Origin of the sequence: Streptomyces cinereoruber (assembly GCF_009299385.1) — a bacterium.
GTDB classification, from domain to species: Bacteria; Actinomycetota; Actinomycetes; order Streptomycetales; family Streptomycetaceae; genus Streptomyces; species Streptomyces bikiniensis.
The window spans coordinates 3,544,053-3,559,537 of record NZ_CP023693.1 but is presented as its reverse complement, the minus strand read 5'-3'; the positions used below and the strand labels follow the sequence as shown (position 1 = coordinate 3,559,537).

At 72.9% G+C, this 15,485-nt stretch carries 15 protein-coding genes; 11 read left to right on the top strand and 4 right to left on the bottom strand.

Annotated elements, in window-relative coordinates; genetic code table 11:
- Positions 1-45 precede the first annotated feature (45 nt).
- The 4 genes from CP977_RS15840 (at position 46) to CP977_RS15825 (ending at position 4,408) form a co-directional block, all read left to right on the top strand.
- Positions 46-615 carry a GNAT family N-acetyltransferase gene (locus CP977_RS15840; protein WP_152370330.1) on the top strand — a complete coding sequence of 190 codons (570 nt, stop codon included), beginning with the start codon at positions 46-48 and terminating at the stop codon, positions 613-615.
- Positions 616-771: 156 nt separating this feature from the next.
- Complete coding sequence (locus CP977_RS15835; protein ID WP_062754349.1) at positions 772-1,929, top strand: DUF2786 domain-containing protein; 1,158 nt, start codon at positions 772-774, stop codon at positions 1,927-1,929.
- A gap of 34 nt (positions 1,930-1,963) precedes the next feature.
- Positions 1,964-4,030 carry an FUSC family protein gene (locus CP977_RS15830; protein ID WP_152370329.1) on the top strand — a complete coding sequence of 689 codons (2,067 nt, stop codon included), beginning with the start codon at positions 1,964-1,966 and terminating at the stop codon, positions 4,028-4,030.
- A gap of 165 nt (positions 4,031-4,195) precedes the next feature.
- Positions 4,196-4,408 (top strand): DUF397 domain-containing protein, encoded by a 213-nt coding sequence (locus tag CP977_RS15825; RefSeq protein ID WP_030219358.1) that lies wholly within the window; start codon positions 4,196-4,198, stop codon positions 4,406-4,408.
- A 63-nt stretch (positions 4,409-4,471) separates the two neighbouring features.
- Here the strand turns inward: CP977_RS15825 and CP977_RS15820 are convergent, their stop codons facing one another.
- The gene (locus CP977_RS15820) at positions 4,472-4,969 is read right to left on the bottom strand and encodes an ATP-binding protein (RefSeq protein ID WP_152370328.1); all 498 of its coding nucleotides are present in this window, start codon (positions 4,967-4,969) and stop codon (positions 4,472-4,474) included.
- 373 nt (positions 4,970-5,342) lie between these two features.
- On the opposite strand from CP977_RS15820, the gene CP977_RS15815 reads away from it, so the two are divergent.
- The 6 genes from CP977_RS15815 (at position 5,343) to CP977_RS15790 (ending at position 10,920) form a co-directional block, all read left to right on the top strand.
- Complete coding sequence (locus CP977_RS15815) at positions 5,343-6,215, top strand: helix-turn-helix domain-containing protein (RefSeq protein WP_079131145.1); 873 nt, start codon at positions 5,343-5,345, stop codon at positions 6,213-6,215.
- A gap of 87 nt (positions 6,216-6,302) precedes the next feature.
- Positions 6,303-7,760, top strand: a complete 1,458-nt coding sequence (locus tag CP977_RS15810) for an aldehyde dehydrogenase family protein (protein ID WP_062754357.1) — start codon at positions 6,303-6,305, stop codon at positions 7,758-7,760.
- 108 nt (positions 7,761-7,868) lie between these two features.
- Positions 7,869-8,417 carry a DinB family protein gene (locus CP977_RS15805; RefSeq protein ID WP_062757020.1) on the top strand — a complete coding sequence of 183 codons (549 nt, stop codon included), beginning with the start codon at positions 7,869-7,871 and terminating at the stop codon, positions 8,415-8,417.
- A gap of 44 nt (positions 8,418-8,461) precedes the next feature.
- The gene (locus CP977_RS15800) at positions 8,462-9,076 is read left to right on the top strand and encodes a PadR family transcriptional regulator (RefSeq protein ID WP_062757021.1); all 615 of its coding nucleotides are present in this window, start codon (positions 8,462-8,464) and stop codon (positions 9,074-9,076) included.
- Between the two features lie 129 nt (positions 9,077-9,205).
- Positions 9,206-10,159 carry an ATP-binding cassette domain-containing protein gene (locus tag CP977_RS15795; RefSeq protein WP_152370327.1) on the top strand — a complete coding sequence of 318 codons (954 nt, stop codon included), beginning with the start codon at positions 9,206-9,208 and terminating at the stop codon, positions 10,157-10,159.
- Positions 10,156-10,920, top strand: coding sequence for an ABC transporter permease (locus CP977_RS15790; RefSeq protein WP_062754361.1), 765 nt, complete (start codon positions 10,156-10,158; stop codon positions 10,918-10,920). The genes CP977_RS15795 and CP977_RS15790 overlap by 4 nt, the downstream gene beginning before the upstream one ends.
- An 11-nt stretch (positions 10,921-10,931) precedes the next feature.
- Here the strand turns inward: CP977_RS15790 and CP977_RS15785 are convergent, their stop codons facing one another.
- On the bottom strand, positions 10,932-12,221 hold the full coding sequence (locus tag CP977_RS15785; protein WP_152370326.1) for an ion channel protein: 1,290 nt from the start codon (positions 12,219-12,221) through the stop codon (positions 10,932-10,934).
- Positions 12,222-12,380: 159 nt separating this feature from the next.
- Positions 12,381-12,749, bottom strand: a complete 369-nt coding sequence (locus tag CP977_RS15780; RefSeq protein ID WP_062754365.1) for a YbjQ family protein — start codon at positions 12,747-12,749, stop codon at positions 12,381-12,383.
- Positions 12,750-12,900: 151 nt separating this feature from the next.
- Here CP977_RS15780 and CP977_RS15775 point away from each other — a divergent pair, with 151 nt between their 5' ends.
- Positions 12,901-13,599 carry a DedA family protein gene (locus CP977_RS15775; protein ID WP_062754367.1) on the top strand — a complete coding sequence of 233 codons (699 nt, stop codon included), beginning with the start codon at positions 12,901-12,903 and terminating at the stop codon, positions 13,597-13,599.
- A 22-nt stretch (positions 13,600-13,621) separates the two neighbouring features.
- Here the strand turns inward: CP977_RS15775 and CP977_RS15770 are convergent, their stop codons facing one another.
- Positions 13,622-15,319: a threonine/serine exporter family protein gene (locus CP977_RS15770; RefSeq protein ID WP_372460720.1), complete on the bottom strand. Its 1,698-nt coding sequence runs from the start codon at positions 15,317-15,319 to the stop codon at positions 13,622-13,624.
- Positions 15,320-15,485: the final 166 nt, after the last annotated feature.

Here is a 15,485-nt window from a genome sequence, read left to right as displayed (position 1 = left end):
TGGGGCGCGGACGCGGAGCGGATCCGGACGCGGAGGGGGAGGACGATGTACGCGAGGTCCCTGGGGGACGACGGGGCGGAGCTGTGCCCGCTCGAACCGTGGCAGGCGGACGAGTTCCTGGCGCACATGGACCGGGGGCGGGAGTTCATCGGCGCGCGCAACGGGCTCCCGGACGTCGTCACCGACCTGGAGTCCAGCCGGGCCTTCCTGCGGCTGTACGCGGAGAGGGCGGCGGCCGACACGGGCCGCATCCACGGCATCCGGCTCGACGGGACCCTGGTCGGCGCCGTGATCCTGCGGACGCTCGACACCCCGCGCGGCACGGCCGAGGCGGGCTGCTGGCTGGAGCCGGCCGCGACGGGCCGGGGCCTGGTGACCCGGGCGGCGCGGGCGCTGATCGACTGGGCGATCGAGGTGCGCGGGATCCACCGGGTGGAATGGGTCGCCTCCTCGGACAACGCGCCGAGCGTCGCGGTGGCCCGCCGCCTCGGCATGACCAGGGACGCGGTCCTCCGCGAGAGCCACCTCCATCGGGGCCGCCGCCACGACGAGGAGGTCTGGTCGGTCCTGGCCCCGGACTGGCGGGCGGCGAAGGCGGCGGGAACGGCCGGCTGAGCCCGGGACCGGGACGGTGACCCGGCTCCGACCCCGGCCACCGCCCCGTCGTCCCACCATGACCGGTCACCGGACCGCGCGCCACGCGAGGAGGGCGAGGGCTGCGACCATGGGGAGGAGGACGGGCACGGGGACGGAACGGGACGCGAGGACGGCGTGGGCACCATCGACAAGGCCTTCGGGGCGCTGTACGCGAGCGACGACGGCTCGCTCGACACGGCGGCCTCGCTGCTCGCCGCCGACCGGGGCGCGGACGCGGAACTGACGCGGCGCGGCGAGGAGTTCGTGAGGACGCTGTGGGCGCGCGGCTGGCAGCCCGCCGACCTCGTCCGGGCGGCCCGCCGGGACCTCGCGGACGAGCACGTACGGCTCCTCGCGGGCCTGATCAGGACGGAGACGGCGGGGTACGGGCGGCTGCCGCACCGCTGGGAGGCGCAGCTCGCCGAGCTGCCCGAGGACCCCGGCCGGCCGACGGACCGCTTCTCGTACGCGACCGCCGTCCTGGAGCTGTACCGGCTGCTCGTGCGGCTGCCGCGCCTGGACGCGGTCGGCCCGGCGCCGGGGGAGGCGCTGCCGCCGCCGGCGCCGGGGGAGCCCCGGACGCTGGGCCGGATCAGGGCGCTGCTCGCGAAGGCGGAGGCGACCGGGTACCCGGAGGAGGCGGAGGCGCTGACCGCCAAGGCGCAGGAGCTGATGGCCCGGCACAGCCTGGACGAGGCGACGCTCGCGGCGGGCGCGCCGTCCCCGGAGGCGCCCGGCGCGATCCGGATCGGGGTGGACCCGCCGTACGAGCAGGCGAAGGCGATCCTGCTGGACGCGGTGGCGACGGCGAACCACTGCCGGGCGGTGTGGAACGAAGCGCACGGCTTCTCGACGGTGGTCGGCTTCGAGTCGGACCTGGACCCGGTGGAGCTGCTCTACACGTCGCTGCTCGTGCAGGGGACGGCGGCGATGACGCGGGCGGAGGCGGAGCAGCGGGCGGGCGGCCGCAAGCGCACGAAGTCCTTCCGGCAGTCCTTCCTCCTCGCGTACGCGAACCGGCTGGGCGCCCGGCTCTCGGCCACGTCCCGCCGGGTGGCCGCCGAGGCCCCGACCCTCCTCCCGGCCCTCGCCTCCCGCGAGGCGGCGGTCACCACCCGCACGGACGAACTCTTCCCCGAGACCCGCACCACCCGCGTCCGCGCCGCCTGGGACGAAGCGGGCTGGACCCACGGCGCCACAGCCGCCGACCGAGCAACCCTCCACCCGAACCGCCGGGGGGTGGAGAACGGCTCCTCGGACAGCTCCCGGAGGCCCCGACACCAGGACGAATGACCGTTTCGTCCTGGATCGTGGATACGCTTCCCGCATGAGCTGGCTCCGGGCCCTGAAAGGAACCGCCCGCTCCGGGCTCGCCGTCGAGCGGAAGCGGCTGGAGCCGGTGGGGGCGGCGCGGGGTGCGCTGGGGCTCGCGCTCGTCGTCGGGGTCTCGCTCGCCCTCTTCGGCCCCGCCGTCGCCGTCTCCTCCGCCTTCGGCGCCTTCCAGGCCGCCATCGCCACCTTCCAGCGCTCCTGGCGCCCCCGCCCCACCCTCGCCCTCGCCTCCGGCGCCAGCCTCGCCGTCTCGACCTTCATCGGTTATCTCACCGCCGCCCACGACGGGCTCTTCCTCGCCCTGCTGCTCCTGTGGACGTTCCTGTCGGGCCTCGCCTGGGCCGCCGGCCCCACCGCCGGCCTCATCGCCTCCTCCAACGTGGCGATGATGCTGGTCACGGTCACCCTCCCCACCTCCGTCGCCACCGCCGCCGGCCACGCCGCCGTGATCTTCGCGGGCGGTCTCGTCCAGGCCGCCCTGGTCGCCCTGGTCCCGGTCCGCCGCTGGGGCGCCCAGCGCGACGCCCTCGCGGACGCGCTCGCCGCCGAGGCCGACTACGCCCGCCGCCTGCGCCACGACCCGGTCGCCCCCTTCGACCCCGTCCCGCTCATGACCGCCCGCAACGCCGCCGCCGTCACCCCCCGCCAGGCCCGTCGCCGCCCGCCCGAGCTGCACGGCTCCCGGGGCCTCGCGGAGCGCATCCGCCCGGTCCTGGCCTCGCTGGCGGACCCGGCCGGCGGCGTCCCCGGCGAGGGCCCGCAGCGCGCCCGGGTGCGCGAGCTGCTCGACGCGGCCGCCGCCGTCCTCGACGCCGCCGCGCACGCCGTCCGCCACGGCGAACCCGTCGCCCTGCCCGCCCCGGCCCTCGACGCCCTCCGCACCCCCGACACCGGCTCCGTCCTCACCGGCCCGCCCCGCCGCGCCGCCACGCGCCTCGCCGCGCTCCTCGGAGACGTCCTGGAGACCGCCGAGCCGCACGGCGAGACACCGATCCGCACGGGAGTGTCCCGCTCCCGGCCCACCCTCCTCCGCCTCGCCCCGATCGTCCTCGCCCAGGTCCGCGCCGAGCTGCGCCACGAGTCCCCGGTCCTGCGCCACGCGATCCGCGTCTCGGTGGTCACCGCCGCCGGCTACCTCCTCGGCACGGTCCTCCCCTTCGGCCACGGCTACTGGGCCCCGATGGCCTCGGTCATGGTGATGCGCCCGGACTTCTCGCAGACGTACGCCCGCTCGGTGGCCCGCTTCGGCGGCACCCTGGTCGGCGTGGGCCTCGCGACGGCGGTCGTCCGCTCGGCGCACCCGGGCACGTACCTCTCCGCCGGGCTCGCGGTGCTGTGCGCCTTCGGGATGTACCTGCTGATGCGGACGGGGTACGCGGCGAGCCAGGTCTGCGTCTCCGCGTACGTCGTCTTCCTGCTCGGCACGGCCGGCGAGGGCGTGGACCAGACCGTACGGGAAAGGGTCCTGCTCACCCTCCTCGGCGGGCTCCTCGCGATGCTGGCGTACGCCGTCTATCCGGCCTGGGAGACGCCCCGGCTGCGCGGCCGGCTCGCGGACTGGCTGGAGGCGATCGGACGGTACGCGTCCGTCGTCGCCGCTGGGTACGCCGACCCGGCGGGCCCGGCCGACCCCGAGGTGCGGGAGGCGCTCCTGCGGACCCGCGCCGCCCGGGTCGCCTGGCAGGAGGCGCTGGAGCGCGCGGCGCACGAGCCGGTGCGCCACCGGGGCCTGTCGCACGCGGCGGTGGAGCAGGCCGAGCACGCGCTCGGGGAGTTCGGCCGGGTCGCGATGCTCATGGAGGCCCATCTGCCCGACCGCGGCGCCGCCCCCCTCCCGTACGCCGCCGCCCTCGCCGAGGCCCTGCGCCGCTCGACGGAGCGGGGCGCGAAGGAGCTGCGCGAGCGCGGGGAACCGGACTGGGCCGAGCTGCGGGAGACGGCCGACGCCTGGTCCGGCGCGCCACCGGACCACTTCCTCCTCCACAAGGGCGCCGTCCTGCTCCTGGAGAGCCTGGACGAGCTCGCGACGGCCCTCTCGGAGACCACCCCGAGTCGCCGATAACCGCTGGTGGCACGCTCTGTCGCGTAGCCGCTACGCCACCCCCCGTGCACGTGCATCTGCTCATGCAGCGGCCGAGTGAACACAGCTATGATCCGAGGAAGTTGACACCTGCACCAAGCAACTCGGGAGCTACCAGTGCATCCTGCGCATCACGCGTACAACGGCATGGCGGCCACGGAGCTGCGCGGTGTCGTGTGGCAGAAGAGCAGGCACAGCAACTCCCAGGGTTCCTGCGTGGAGTTCGCAAAACTTCCGGGGGGAAACGTTGCCGTCCGCAATTCCCGCCACCCCGACGGGCCCGCGCTCGTCTACACGCCCGCCGAGATAGAGGCGCTGCTGCTCGGGGTGAAGGACGGGGAGTTCGACCACCTGGTGTGAAGCGCACGGACGCGAGCGAGGGCCCCGGCGGCGACCGCCGGGGCCCTCGCTGCATACGTCCGTCTACTCCGGGCCGATCCGGAACAGCGCCCACACCACCTTGCCCCGGAGCGTCCCCGCCAGCGGGTGCCAGCCCCAGCTGTCGCTGAACGAGTCCACCAGGAACAGGCCGCGCCCCGACTCGGCGGAGAAGTCCTCCTCGCCGCCGCGCGCCTCCGGGCTCTCCGTGCTGGGGTCGCGCACGGCGCACACCAGACGCGAGGCCCAGCGCATCAGGTGGAGCCGGACCGGCGGCTGCCGGCCGTCGTCCGGACCCGCGTCCGCGGGCACGGCGTGGCGCAGCGCGTTGGTGACGAGTTCGGAGACGACCAGGGCCACGTCGTCGAAGCGCTCCGACAGCTCCCAGCGGTCGAGCGTCGCGCTGGTGAACTTCCGGGCCCCGCGCACGGCTTCGAACCGCGCGGGAAGGGCGCAGGAGGCGGAGGTGGAGACGGCGCCGGGATCGATCGGCGGAAGGCCCTGCCGTAACGGCTCGAGCACGGTCGATCCATTCGTCCCCATGCGAGGCACTCCCGGGAATCGCGACTGTGGTGCGACAACACGACAACACGAACGAGTACGCGGCTGCGCGGGCCCCATGGTTCCGAATGCGCCCCCCGGATGCAAGGGCAGATGCACGTGCACGCGCCGGACCTGTCCAACCCTGTGCCTAATCTGTGCATAAGTCGTCCGCACGTGGGCGAACGGATGACGATTACAGGAAGGAAACTTCCCCGGATCTGCACACGTCGTGCCCGGGGATGCCCGGATCCCGTCGCCTTTCCGTAATCGAATGTGTACGCGCTGAAGCGTTTGGTGGCAGAATCCGGGGCTCGACGGGGGATTCGGCGGGGGATTCGACGGGGGTCGACACCGTAAAGGGGAGGCTGGGGCCGTGACCGCAGGCGAATCGGGCGGAGCGAACGGGAGCGTGGTGCGGCGCATCCTGCTGGGCTCCCAGCTGAGGCGGTTGCGCGAGTCGCGCGGGATCACCCGCGAGGCGGCCGGGTACTCGATCCGCGCGTCCGAATCCAAGATCAGCCGCATGGAGTTGGGACGGGTGAGCTTCAAGGCCAGGGACGTCGAGGATCTGCTCACGCTCTACGGGGTCGGGGACGAGGCCGAGCGCGGTGCCCTCCTCGGACTCGCCCGCGAGGCCAACGTCGCCGGCTGGTGGCACAGCTTCGGCGACGTCCTGCCCGGCTGGTTCCAGACGTACATCGGGCTCGAAGGCGCCGCCTCCCACATCCGCGTCTACGAAGTGCAGTTCGTCCACGGCCTGTTGCAGACCGAGGAGTACGCCCAGGCCGTCGTCACCCGGGGGATGCCCGACGCCCCGCGCGCCGAGATCGACCGCCGGGTCGCCCTGCGGCTCGAACGCCAGAAGGTCCTCGTCTCCGAGCGCGCCCCGCAGCTCCACGCCGTCCTGGACGAGGCCGCGCTGCGCCGCCCGTACGGCGACCGGGCCGTCATGCGCGGCCAGTTGAAGCACCTCATCGAGGTCTCCGAGCACCCCGGCGTCACGCTCCAGGTCATGCCCTTCAGCTTCGGCGGCCACGCCGGCGAGAGCGGCGCCTTCACCATGCTGAGCTTCCCCGAGTCCGACCTCTCCGACGTCGTCTACCTGGAGCAGCTGACCAGCGCCCTCTACCTCGACAAGCGCGAGGAGGTCGCCCAGTACCGCCGGGTGATGGACAGGCTCCAGCAGGACGGACCGGATCCGGCCGAAAGCCGGGACATCCTCCGGGGTCTCCTCCAACTCTCCTGACACATCAGTACGATGACGCCACATCAGGCGTATGAATTTCGTACATCAGTCGCAACGCGCGGGTAGCGGGTAGAGGGGTCTCCACACATGTCGCACTTCACCGACCTGGCCCACCAGTACATCGACGGCGAGTGGAAGCCGGGCAGTGGCTCGTGGGACATCATCGACTTCAACCCGTACACCGGGGAGAAGCTCGCCTCGATCACCGTCGCCACCGTCGCCGAGGTCGACCGCGCCTACCGGGCCGCCGAGCGCGCCCAGACCGCCTGGGCCGAGACCAACCCGTACACCCGCCGCCTCGTCTTCGAGCGCGCGCTGCGCATCATCGAGGACCGCGAGGAGGAGATCTCCGAGACGATCGTCGCCGAGCTGGGCGGCACCCGCCTCAAGGCGGCCTTCGAGCTGCACCTCGCCAAGGAGTTCCTGCGCGAGGCGGTCCAGCTGGCGCTGCGTCCCGAGGGCCGCATCCTGCCCTCCCCGGTCGACGGCAAGGAGAACCGCGTCTACCGCGTCCCGGTCGGCGTCGTCGGCGTCATATCCCCCTTCAACTTCCCCTTCCTCCTCTCCCTGAAGTCGGTCGCGCCCGCCCTCGCGCTCGGCAACGCGGTCGTCCTCAAGCCGCACCAGAACACCCCGATCTGCGGCGGCACCCTCGTCGCCAAGGTCCTGGAGGAGGCCGGTCTCCCGGCCGGCCTGCTGAACGTCGTCGTCACCGACATCGCCGAGATCGGCGACGCGCTCCTGACCCACCCGGTCCCGAAGGTCATCTCCTTCACCGGCTCCGACAAGGTCGGCCGACACGTCGCCACGGTCTGCGCCCAGCACTTCAAGCAGGCCGTCCTCGAACTCGGCGGCAACAGCGCCCTGATCGTCCTGGACGACGCCGACGTCGACTACGCGGTCGACGCGGCCGTCTTCAGCCGCTTCGTGCACCAGGGCCAGGTCTGCATGGCCGCCAACCGCATCCTGGTGGACCGCAGCCTGGAAGCCGAGTTCACCGAGAAGTTCGTGGCCAAGGTGAAGACCCTGCGCGTCGGCGACCCGGCCGACCCGGCGACCCACATCGGCCCGCTCATCAACTCCCAGCAGGCCGAGTCCGTCTCCTCCCTGGTCGACCAGACGGTCGCCGCCGGCGCCACCGCCCTGCTGCACGGCACGGTCGACGGCAACCTCGTCTCCCCGTCCGTCCTCACCGGCCTCGCCGCCGACTCCCCGGTCCTGAGCCAGGAGATCTTCGGCCCGGTCGCCCTGATCGTGCCCTTCGACGGCGAGGAGGAGGCCGTCCGGATCGCCAACGACACCCCGTACGGGCTCAGCGGCGCCGTCCACACCGGGGACGTCGAGCGGGGCGTGCGGCTCGCCAAGCGCGTCCGCACCGGCATGATCCACATCAACGACGGCACCGTGCACGACGAGCCGATCGTCCCCTTCGGCGGCGAGAAGCAGTCGGGCGTCGGGCGGCTCAACGGCGACTCGATGGTGGACTCCTTCACCACCCAGAAGTGGATCTCGATCCAGCACGGCCGCAGCCGCTTCCCCTTCTGAGTTCTTCCCCCGCCGGGAACGATCGAGGACAGTAACTGTCCGCAAGCCTCCGTAGCGTGGTCTGTGTCGGGACAACCCGGCACGGACCACATCCGGAAGGCGGACGTCATGGTTGCTCTTGTTCCCGCAGGGACCCCCGGCGACGAGCGCGGCACGCTCCTCGACTTCGTGGAGGCCCAGCGCGCCGCGCTGCGCCGGGTCGTCCTCGGCCTCACCGAGGAGCAGGCGGCGAGCACCCCCAGCGCCAGCGAGCTGAGCCTGTCCGGGCTGCTCAAGCACGTCGCCGAGGTCGAGCTCAGCTGGCTCCGGCTCGCACAGCAGCGGCCCAACGAGAAGCAGCGGACCCAGGAGACCTGGGGCGAGGCCTTCCGGCTCGTGGACGGCGAGACGATCCCGGGGGTCCTGGCGTTCTGGGCGGACGTGGCCAAGCAGACCGAGGACTTCGTCCGCTCGGTCCCCAGCCTGGACGAGACCTTCCCGCTGCCGGAGGCCCCCTGGTTCCCGAAGGACGGGCGGGTCACGGTCCGCTGGATGGTCCTCCACCTCGTCCAGGAGATGGGGCGCCACGCCGGCCACGCCGACATCATCCGCGAGAGCATCGACGGCAAGGGCTCCTACGAGCTGATCGCGGCCGAGGCGGAGGCGTCGGGGCGGTGATCGCCGCGCGTACCCTGGTCGGGATCGACCAGGAGGTACGTGGGATGTCGGCCATCCGTCTTCTCGTCCTGGGCGCGGTGCGGCAGCACGGCCGCGCCCACGGCTACCAGGTGCGCAACGACCTGGAGTACTGGGGCGCGCACGAGTGGTCGCACGCCAAGCCCGGCTCGATCTACCACGCGCTCAAGCAGATGGCGAAGCAGGGACTGCTGCGGGCGCACGAGGTCGCGCCGAGCACGGTCGGCGGCCCGCCCCGCGTCGAGTACGAGCTGACCGAGGCGGGCACGGAGGAGTACTTCGCGCTGCTCCGCGAGGCGCTGGCCGGCCACGACCAGAAGGCGGACGTCCTGTCGGCGGCCATCGGCTTCATGGTGGACCTGCCCAGGGCGGAGGCCGTGGAGCTGCTGCGCCGGCGGGTCCGGGCGCTCGACGGGTGGCGGACGACGGTCACCGACTACTACACGCCGGAGGGCGGCCCGGAGCAGCTCGGCCACATCGGCGAGATCATGCACATGTGGGTCGACTCGGTCGACGCGGGCAAGCGGTGGACGCTCGGCCTGATCGAGCGGATCGAGGCCGGGGCGTACGTGTTCGCGGGCGAGGGCGACCCGTTCGTGGGGGTGCTCGCGGAGGGCGAGGAGAACCCGTACGCGACCTGACCGGGGGATGTCCCCGGTGGATCGGGTCAGACCGACTCATCAAGTTTGACCAATGCTCCGCATGGGCATACCCTGCTCCGTCGGTGGCAACTGGTCAAGTTTGACTAGATTCTTTTCCGGAGGAAACGGATGAACACGGAAGCGATCCGCGTGGAGGGCGCGCGGAAGCGGTACGGGGACAAGGACGCCCTGGACGGACTCGACCTCACCGTCGGGCGCGGCACCGTCCACGGCCTCCTCGGCCCCAACGGCGCGGGCAAGACCACGACGGTGCGGATCCTGGCGACCCTGCTCCGGCACGACGAGGGCCTGGTCCGCGTCGCCGGGCACGACGTGCGGACCGGGGCCCGCGAGGTGCGACGGCGGATCGGGCTCCTCGGCCAGCACGCGGCCCTGGACGAGGAGCTGGGCGGCCGGCAGAACCTGGAGATGTTCGGCAGGCTCCACCACCTCGGCGCCCGGCGCGCCGGGACCCGCGCCGACGAGCTCCTGGAGCGCTTCGGGCTCGCCGACACCGGACGCAAGCCCGTCCGGCAGTACAGCGGCGGCATGCGGCGCCGGCTCGACCTGGCGGCGTCCCTGATCACCGACCCGGAAGTGCTCTTCCTCGACGAGCCGACCACCGGACTCGACCCGCGCGGACGCGCCGAGGTCTGGGAGTCGGTGCGCTCCCTGGTCGGCGGCGGCACCACGGTCCTGCTCACCACCCAGTACCTGGAGGAGGCCGACCGGCTCGCCGACCGGATCTCGGTCGTGGACCGGGGCCGGGTCGTCGCCGACGGCACCGCCGACGAGCTGAAGGCCCGCGTGGGCGCGGACCGGATCGACGTCGTCGTACGGGACGCCCACAGGCTCGACGAGGCGGCCGGCCTCCTCCCGGCGGCCCGCGCCGAGGTGACCGTGGACACCGACCGGCGGCTGCTCAGCGCCCCCGTGGCCGACCGGATGGAGTCGCTCGCCGGGACCGTGCGGGCGCTCGGGGCGGCCGGGATCGAGGCGGAGGACATCGCCCTGCGGCGCCCGACCCTGGACGAGGTCTTCCTGCGCCTGACGGACCGCGAGGCGAAGGAGGCGGCGGCATGAGCGCCTCGTACGCGGCGGCCGACTGCTGGACGATGACCCGCCGCGAACTGGCCCACTGGGCCCGGCAGCCGGTCCAGGTCCTGGTCGGCCTCGTCTTCCCGGTCATGATGCTGGTGATGTTCGGCTACCTCGTGGGCGGTGGACGGGCCGTCGACGGCGCGTACGTCGACTACCTGGTGCCCGGCATGCTCACCCTGACCATGGTCTTCGGCCTCGAAGCCACCATGACGGCGGTCGCCCAGGACCTGAACAAGGGCGTGATCGACCGCTTCCGCTCGATGCCGATGGCCGACGGCGCGGTCCTGGTCGGACGGGCGTCGGCGGACATGCTCCAGTCGGCGGTGGGCCTGCTCCTGATGACCGGCGTGGGGTACGCGATGGGCTGGAGGGCGGACGGCGGCCCCGGGGCCTTCCTGGGCGCCCTGGGACTGCTGCTCCTGCTGCGCTTCGCGATGCTGTGGATCGGGATCTTCCTGGCCCTGGTCGCGGGGCGGGCGGAGCTGGTGCAGGCGGTCCAGATCCTGGTCTGGCCCCTCGGCTTCCTCTCCAACGCCTTCGCCTCGCCCGCCTCGATGCCGGACTGGCTCGGCGCGGTCGTGGAGTGGAACCCCATGTCCGCGACCGCGACGGCGGTGCGCGAGCTCTTCGGCAACCCGGGCGGCGAACCGGGGCACGTGACGGCGGCGGTGGTGTGGCCGCTGCTGCTCCTCGCGGTCTTCTTCCCGCTGGCGGTACGGAAGTTCGGCCGGCTCGGGAAATAGGCGGGCGTCCCTTACCTCAACGACCGCCCGTTCTCGTCCAGTTCGAGCTGCGGGCGGCCGGTGACGATCAGCCAGGCGGGGAGCGAGGCCAGGCAGAGCAGGGCCAGCACGGCGGGGGAGGCGGCGAGGACGGCGCCGGTGAAGAGGCTGATCCAGCCCTGCCGGGTGGTGGCGAGCAGGACCCCGAGCACGGCCGAGGAGACGGCGACGGCCGGATGGACCTCGGGGACCAGGGCCTGGGTGAGCAGGCCGAAGGCGGCGCCGATGAAGACGGCGGGGAAGATCCGTCCGCCCCGGAAGCCGCAGGAGGCGGCGACGAGCAGGGCGACGAGCTTGACCACCGCCAGCTTCGCCAGCTCGCCCGAGGACCAGCCGCCGATGTTCGCCGTCAGTTCCTTGATCTCCTCCAGGCCCTTGAAGAGGGTCAGGTGCCCGCCGAGGGCCCCCAGGAGGCCGAGGACGAGCCCGCCGAGGGGCAGCATCAGCATCGGGTGCCGCAGCCGCCGGGCAGCGGCGTGGACGTACGGGAAGAGGTAGCAGGCGGCGAGGCCGAAGAGGGCCGCGGCGGAGGCGATCACCAGGGCCGCGAGCAGGTCCTCCCAGCCGGGGTCGGTCAGCGGCGGCAGCCCCAGGGCGAAGGTGGGCTCGGCGAGCAGCTGGGTGGTCATGGCGCCGGTGCCGGCGGCCAGGAGCGGGGCGAACAGGCGGTCCCAGAGGGAGCCGGGGCCCGGGTGCCCGGCCAGGGCCTCGGAGATGACCAGGGCGGCCGCGACCGGGGTGCCGAAGAGGGCGCCGATCGTGGCGGCCGTCGCGAGCGAGATCCAGGCGATGCCCGGCACGGCGGGCGCGAGCCTGCGGCCCGCCCAGTACGCGAGCGCGATGTTGGAGGCGATGATCGGGTTCTCGGGGCCCAGGCTGACCCCGCCGGCCAGCGCGAGGGTGCCGGCGAGCAGCAGCCCCGGCACCGCGCCCGGGGCGATCGGCGCCCCGCCGAGCCCCGTGGTCGCCGGGTCGGGCCCGGCGTGCCCGGGCGTCTTCCACACGACCAGGCCCACGGCGACACCGGTCGCCGTGAGCATGGTGATCATCCAGAGGGAGGAGTACCCGCCGATCCCGAGGGCGTCGGGCAGGTCCTCCCAGAGGACGTGCTTGAACTCCTCCGAGAGGGCGCTGATCCCCAGGAAGAGCAGCCCGGACCCCGCCCCGACCACGAGCGCGGGCAGGATCTGCGGCAACAGGACCCGCAGCGGGGCCTCGTCGGCGGCGGGGGAGGGCGCGGCCGGCGCACGATCGGTGGACACGGCCCCACCATAGGTGAGCAAAAGTCGTGAACCACCGAGATCGGGCCGAACCGCCCGAACCCACACCTCACGCCTGGGGAGCCCGGTGCGGTGCGGGGCCGAAGCCCCGCACCGACCCGCACCGCGCACCGCCCCGCGCCGCGGGCCCGCGCCCGGAACTCACACCCGGGGCGCGATCACCACCGCCGTGCCGTACGCGCAGACCTCCGTGCCCACGTCCGCCGCCTCCGTCACGTCGAAGCGGAAGGAGAGCACCGCGTTCGCGCCGCGCGCCCGCGCCTGCTCCACCAGGCGCTCCATCGCCTGGTTGCGGGTCTCCACCAGGGTCTTCGTCAGACCCTTCAGCTCTCCGCCGATCATCGACTTCAGCCCCGCGCCGATCTGGCTGCCCAGGTGCCGGGAGCGCACGGTGAGTCCGAAGACCTCGCCGATCACCTGCCGGACCTCGTGTCCCGGGACGTCGTTCGTCGTCACGACCAGTACTTCGGGGTGCGGACCCTGTCCGCCCCCGTACTCCTCGATGCCCATCGGCATACACCTCCTGATTCCACACTTTCTGCCCCGTGAGACCCTTCCGCATCCCCTGGGAACCCGGGTGGAACCGGGGGCGCCCGCCCCACGTTGATAGCTTGGGGCAGCCCGTCCCCAAGCCCCCACCGACCGCAGGAGCCCGGAACCCGTGAACACGCTTGCCCTCGGACCGAGCTGGCTGGACCCGGACTATTTGATCCAGACCTTTGGTCTGATCGGTGTCCTGGTGATCGTCTTCGCCGAGTCCGGACTCCTCATCGGGTTCTTCCTGCCCGGTGACTCGCTTCTCTTCACCACCGGTCTGCTCGTCACCACCGGGAAGCTCGACCAGCCGCTCTGGCTGGTCTGCACCCTGATCGTGGCCGCCGCGATCATCGGCGACCAGGTCGGATACCTCTTCGGCCGCAAGGTCGGACCCGCCCTCTTCAAGCGCCCCGACTCCAAGCTGTTCAAGCAGGAGAACGTCGAGAAGGCGCACGAGTTCTTCGAGAAGCACGGCCCGAAGTCCCTCATCCTGGCCCGCTTCGTCCCCATCATCCGCACCTTCACCCCGATCATCGCGGGCGTCAGCCGGATGAACTACCGCTCGTTCATCACGTTCAACATCATCGGCGGCGTGCTGTGGGGCGCCGGCGTGACCATCCTCGGCGCCTCCCTCGGCAAGATCGACTTCGTGCACGAGCACATCGAGAAGATCCTCGTCGGGATCGTCCTGCTCTCCGTGGTCCCGATCGTGATCGAGTACCTCAAGGCCCGCTCGCAGTCCAAGAAGGCCCGCGCGGCCGAGGGCGACCACGGCACCCCCGACCCCCAGCAGGGCTCCCGCGGCCGCCACGCCAAGCGGTAACCCGTACGAAGACGCAACGACGCTAGAAGCCCCTGGTGCGCTTCGCGGCCCGCCGGGCCGCCGCCGCACCGGGGGCCCGCATGAACAGGCGGGCCAGCTCGCTCCCCAGGTTCACGCCGATCGCGATCGCCAGCGCCAGCGCCGCCGCCTTCGCCAGCGACGCGAACCCCTGGTCCAGATTGTGCTGGGCGATCGCGAGCACCCCGAAGTACGTCGCCGAACCGGGCAGCAGCGGCCCGATCGCCGCCGTCACGTACGGCAGCGACGACGTGTGGTGGTACCGGGCGACCAACTGCCCGAAGAGCCCCACGAGCCCCGCCGCCACCGCCGTCGCCATCACCGCGGAGCCGCCCGCGGTCACCGCGATCGACGCGTACACCACCCACGCCACCCCGCCGTTCAGCGTCACGAACAGCACCGTCGCCCGCGACTGCTGCAACAGGATCGCGAACGTCGCGGACAGCGCCATCGACGCCAGGGTCTGCGTCACCGGCCGCTCCACCGCCCGCAGCACCCCCTCCGGGTTCAGCTGCGCGTCGAACTGCACCGCCAGGTACAGCACCGAGAGCACGCCCACCACGATCGCCACGAAGAAGTACATGACCTCCAGGAGCCGCGCCGAGGCCGTGATGTAGAAACCGGTCAGACCGTCCTGCACCGCCGCCACCAGCGCCCGCCCCGGGATCAGCGCGAACAGGCCACCCGTGATCACCGCCGACGGACGCAGGTCCGCGTGCAGCAGCGTCAGGAGCACCCCCATCGCCGCCGGGGGCATCGCCGCCACCAGGAACTGGTAGAACTCCGGCAGCCCCCGCCCCGCACACAGCCACGCCAGCCGGTCCCCGAGCACCGCGCCGAGCGCCGCCACGAAGAACACGGTCAGGCCACCGCCCAGCAGCACCGACGCCGCCCCCGCGAGCACCCCCGCCGCCGTCGTCAGCGCCCACCCCGGATACGGGTGCCGGTTGCGCCGGATCTCCGCCAGCCGCCGGTACGCCTCCTCCGGCGTCACCTCGTGCGCCTGCTCGTCGTGCGCCGGCGCGTTGATGTCCGCGATCAGCTGGTACACCGCCGCCAGCCGCGTGTAGTCCGTGCCCCGCCGCCGCACCGTCCGGTTCGCCGTCACCGGGTCGTCCACCAGCGACGGCTGGTACGTCACCGACAACAGCGTGAACGTCACCGTCGGCTCGCACCGGTCCAGCCCGTACGAACGGCAGATCGCGAACATCGCCGCCTCGACGTCCTCCGCGCCCTCCCCGCCCGCGAGCAGCAGCTCGCCGATGCGCAGGGTCAGGTCCAGGACGCGCGGCACCGACGGCCCCGACTCGTCCTCCTTGCGCGACGCCTCCGGCACCGGCCGCTCGCCCACCGGCAGCCGCAGCATGGTCCGCATCCGGTCCTGCCACGGCGCGTCCCGCGCCAGGCGCACCAGCGGCACCCCGTACGCCGGCGTGAACGCGGGCGGCGAGTTCTTCGCCGAGTAGGTGGCCGGGGGAGCGAACGCCGAACCCTCCGGCTCCGGACCGGACTCCGCCCGCAGCCCCGACGGCAGGGCGAACTCGGAGGTCGGGTGCTCCTCCTCCGGTGGCGCGGGCCGCTCCACCCCGGCCGGCGGGACGAACGCGCTCCGCGCCTCGTCCGACTGCGGTTTCCGGTCCTCCGGAGCCTCCCCGGCCCCGTCGTCCCGCACGTCCATCGAGCCGCCCGGCTCCGCCACCACTCTGCCGCCTCGCTCTCCCTGGGGAATCGTCGCTTCCAGTATGGGCGTGCGCACTCCGCGCGTGCGACGGGCGTGTGAAGGGGCCGCGACGGACACGCGAAGGGCGGCGCACCCCGAGGGGTGCGCCGCCCTTCACGCGATCAGGACCGGCGGGGCCGGAACCGGC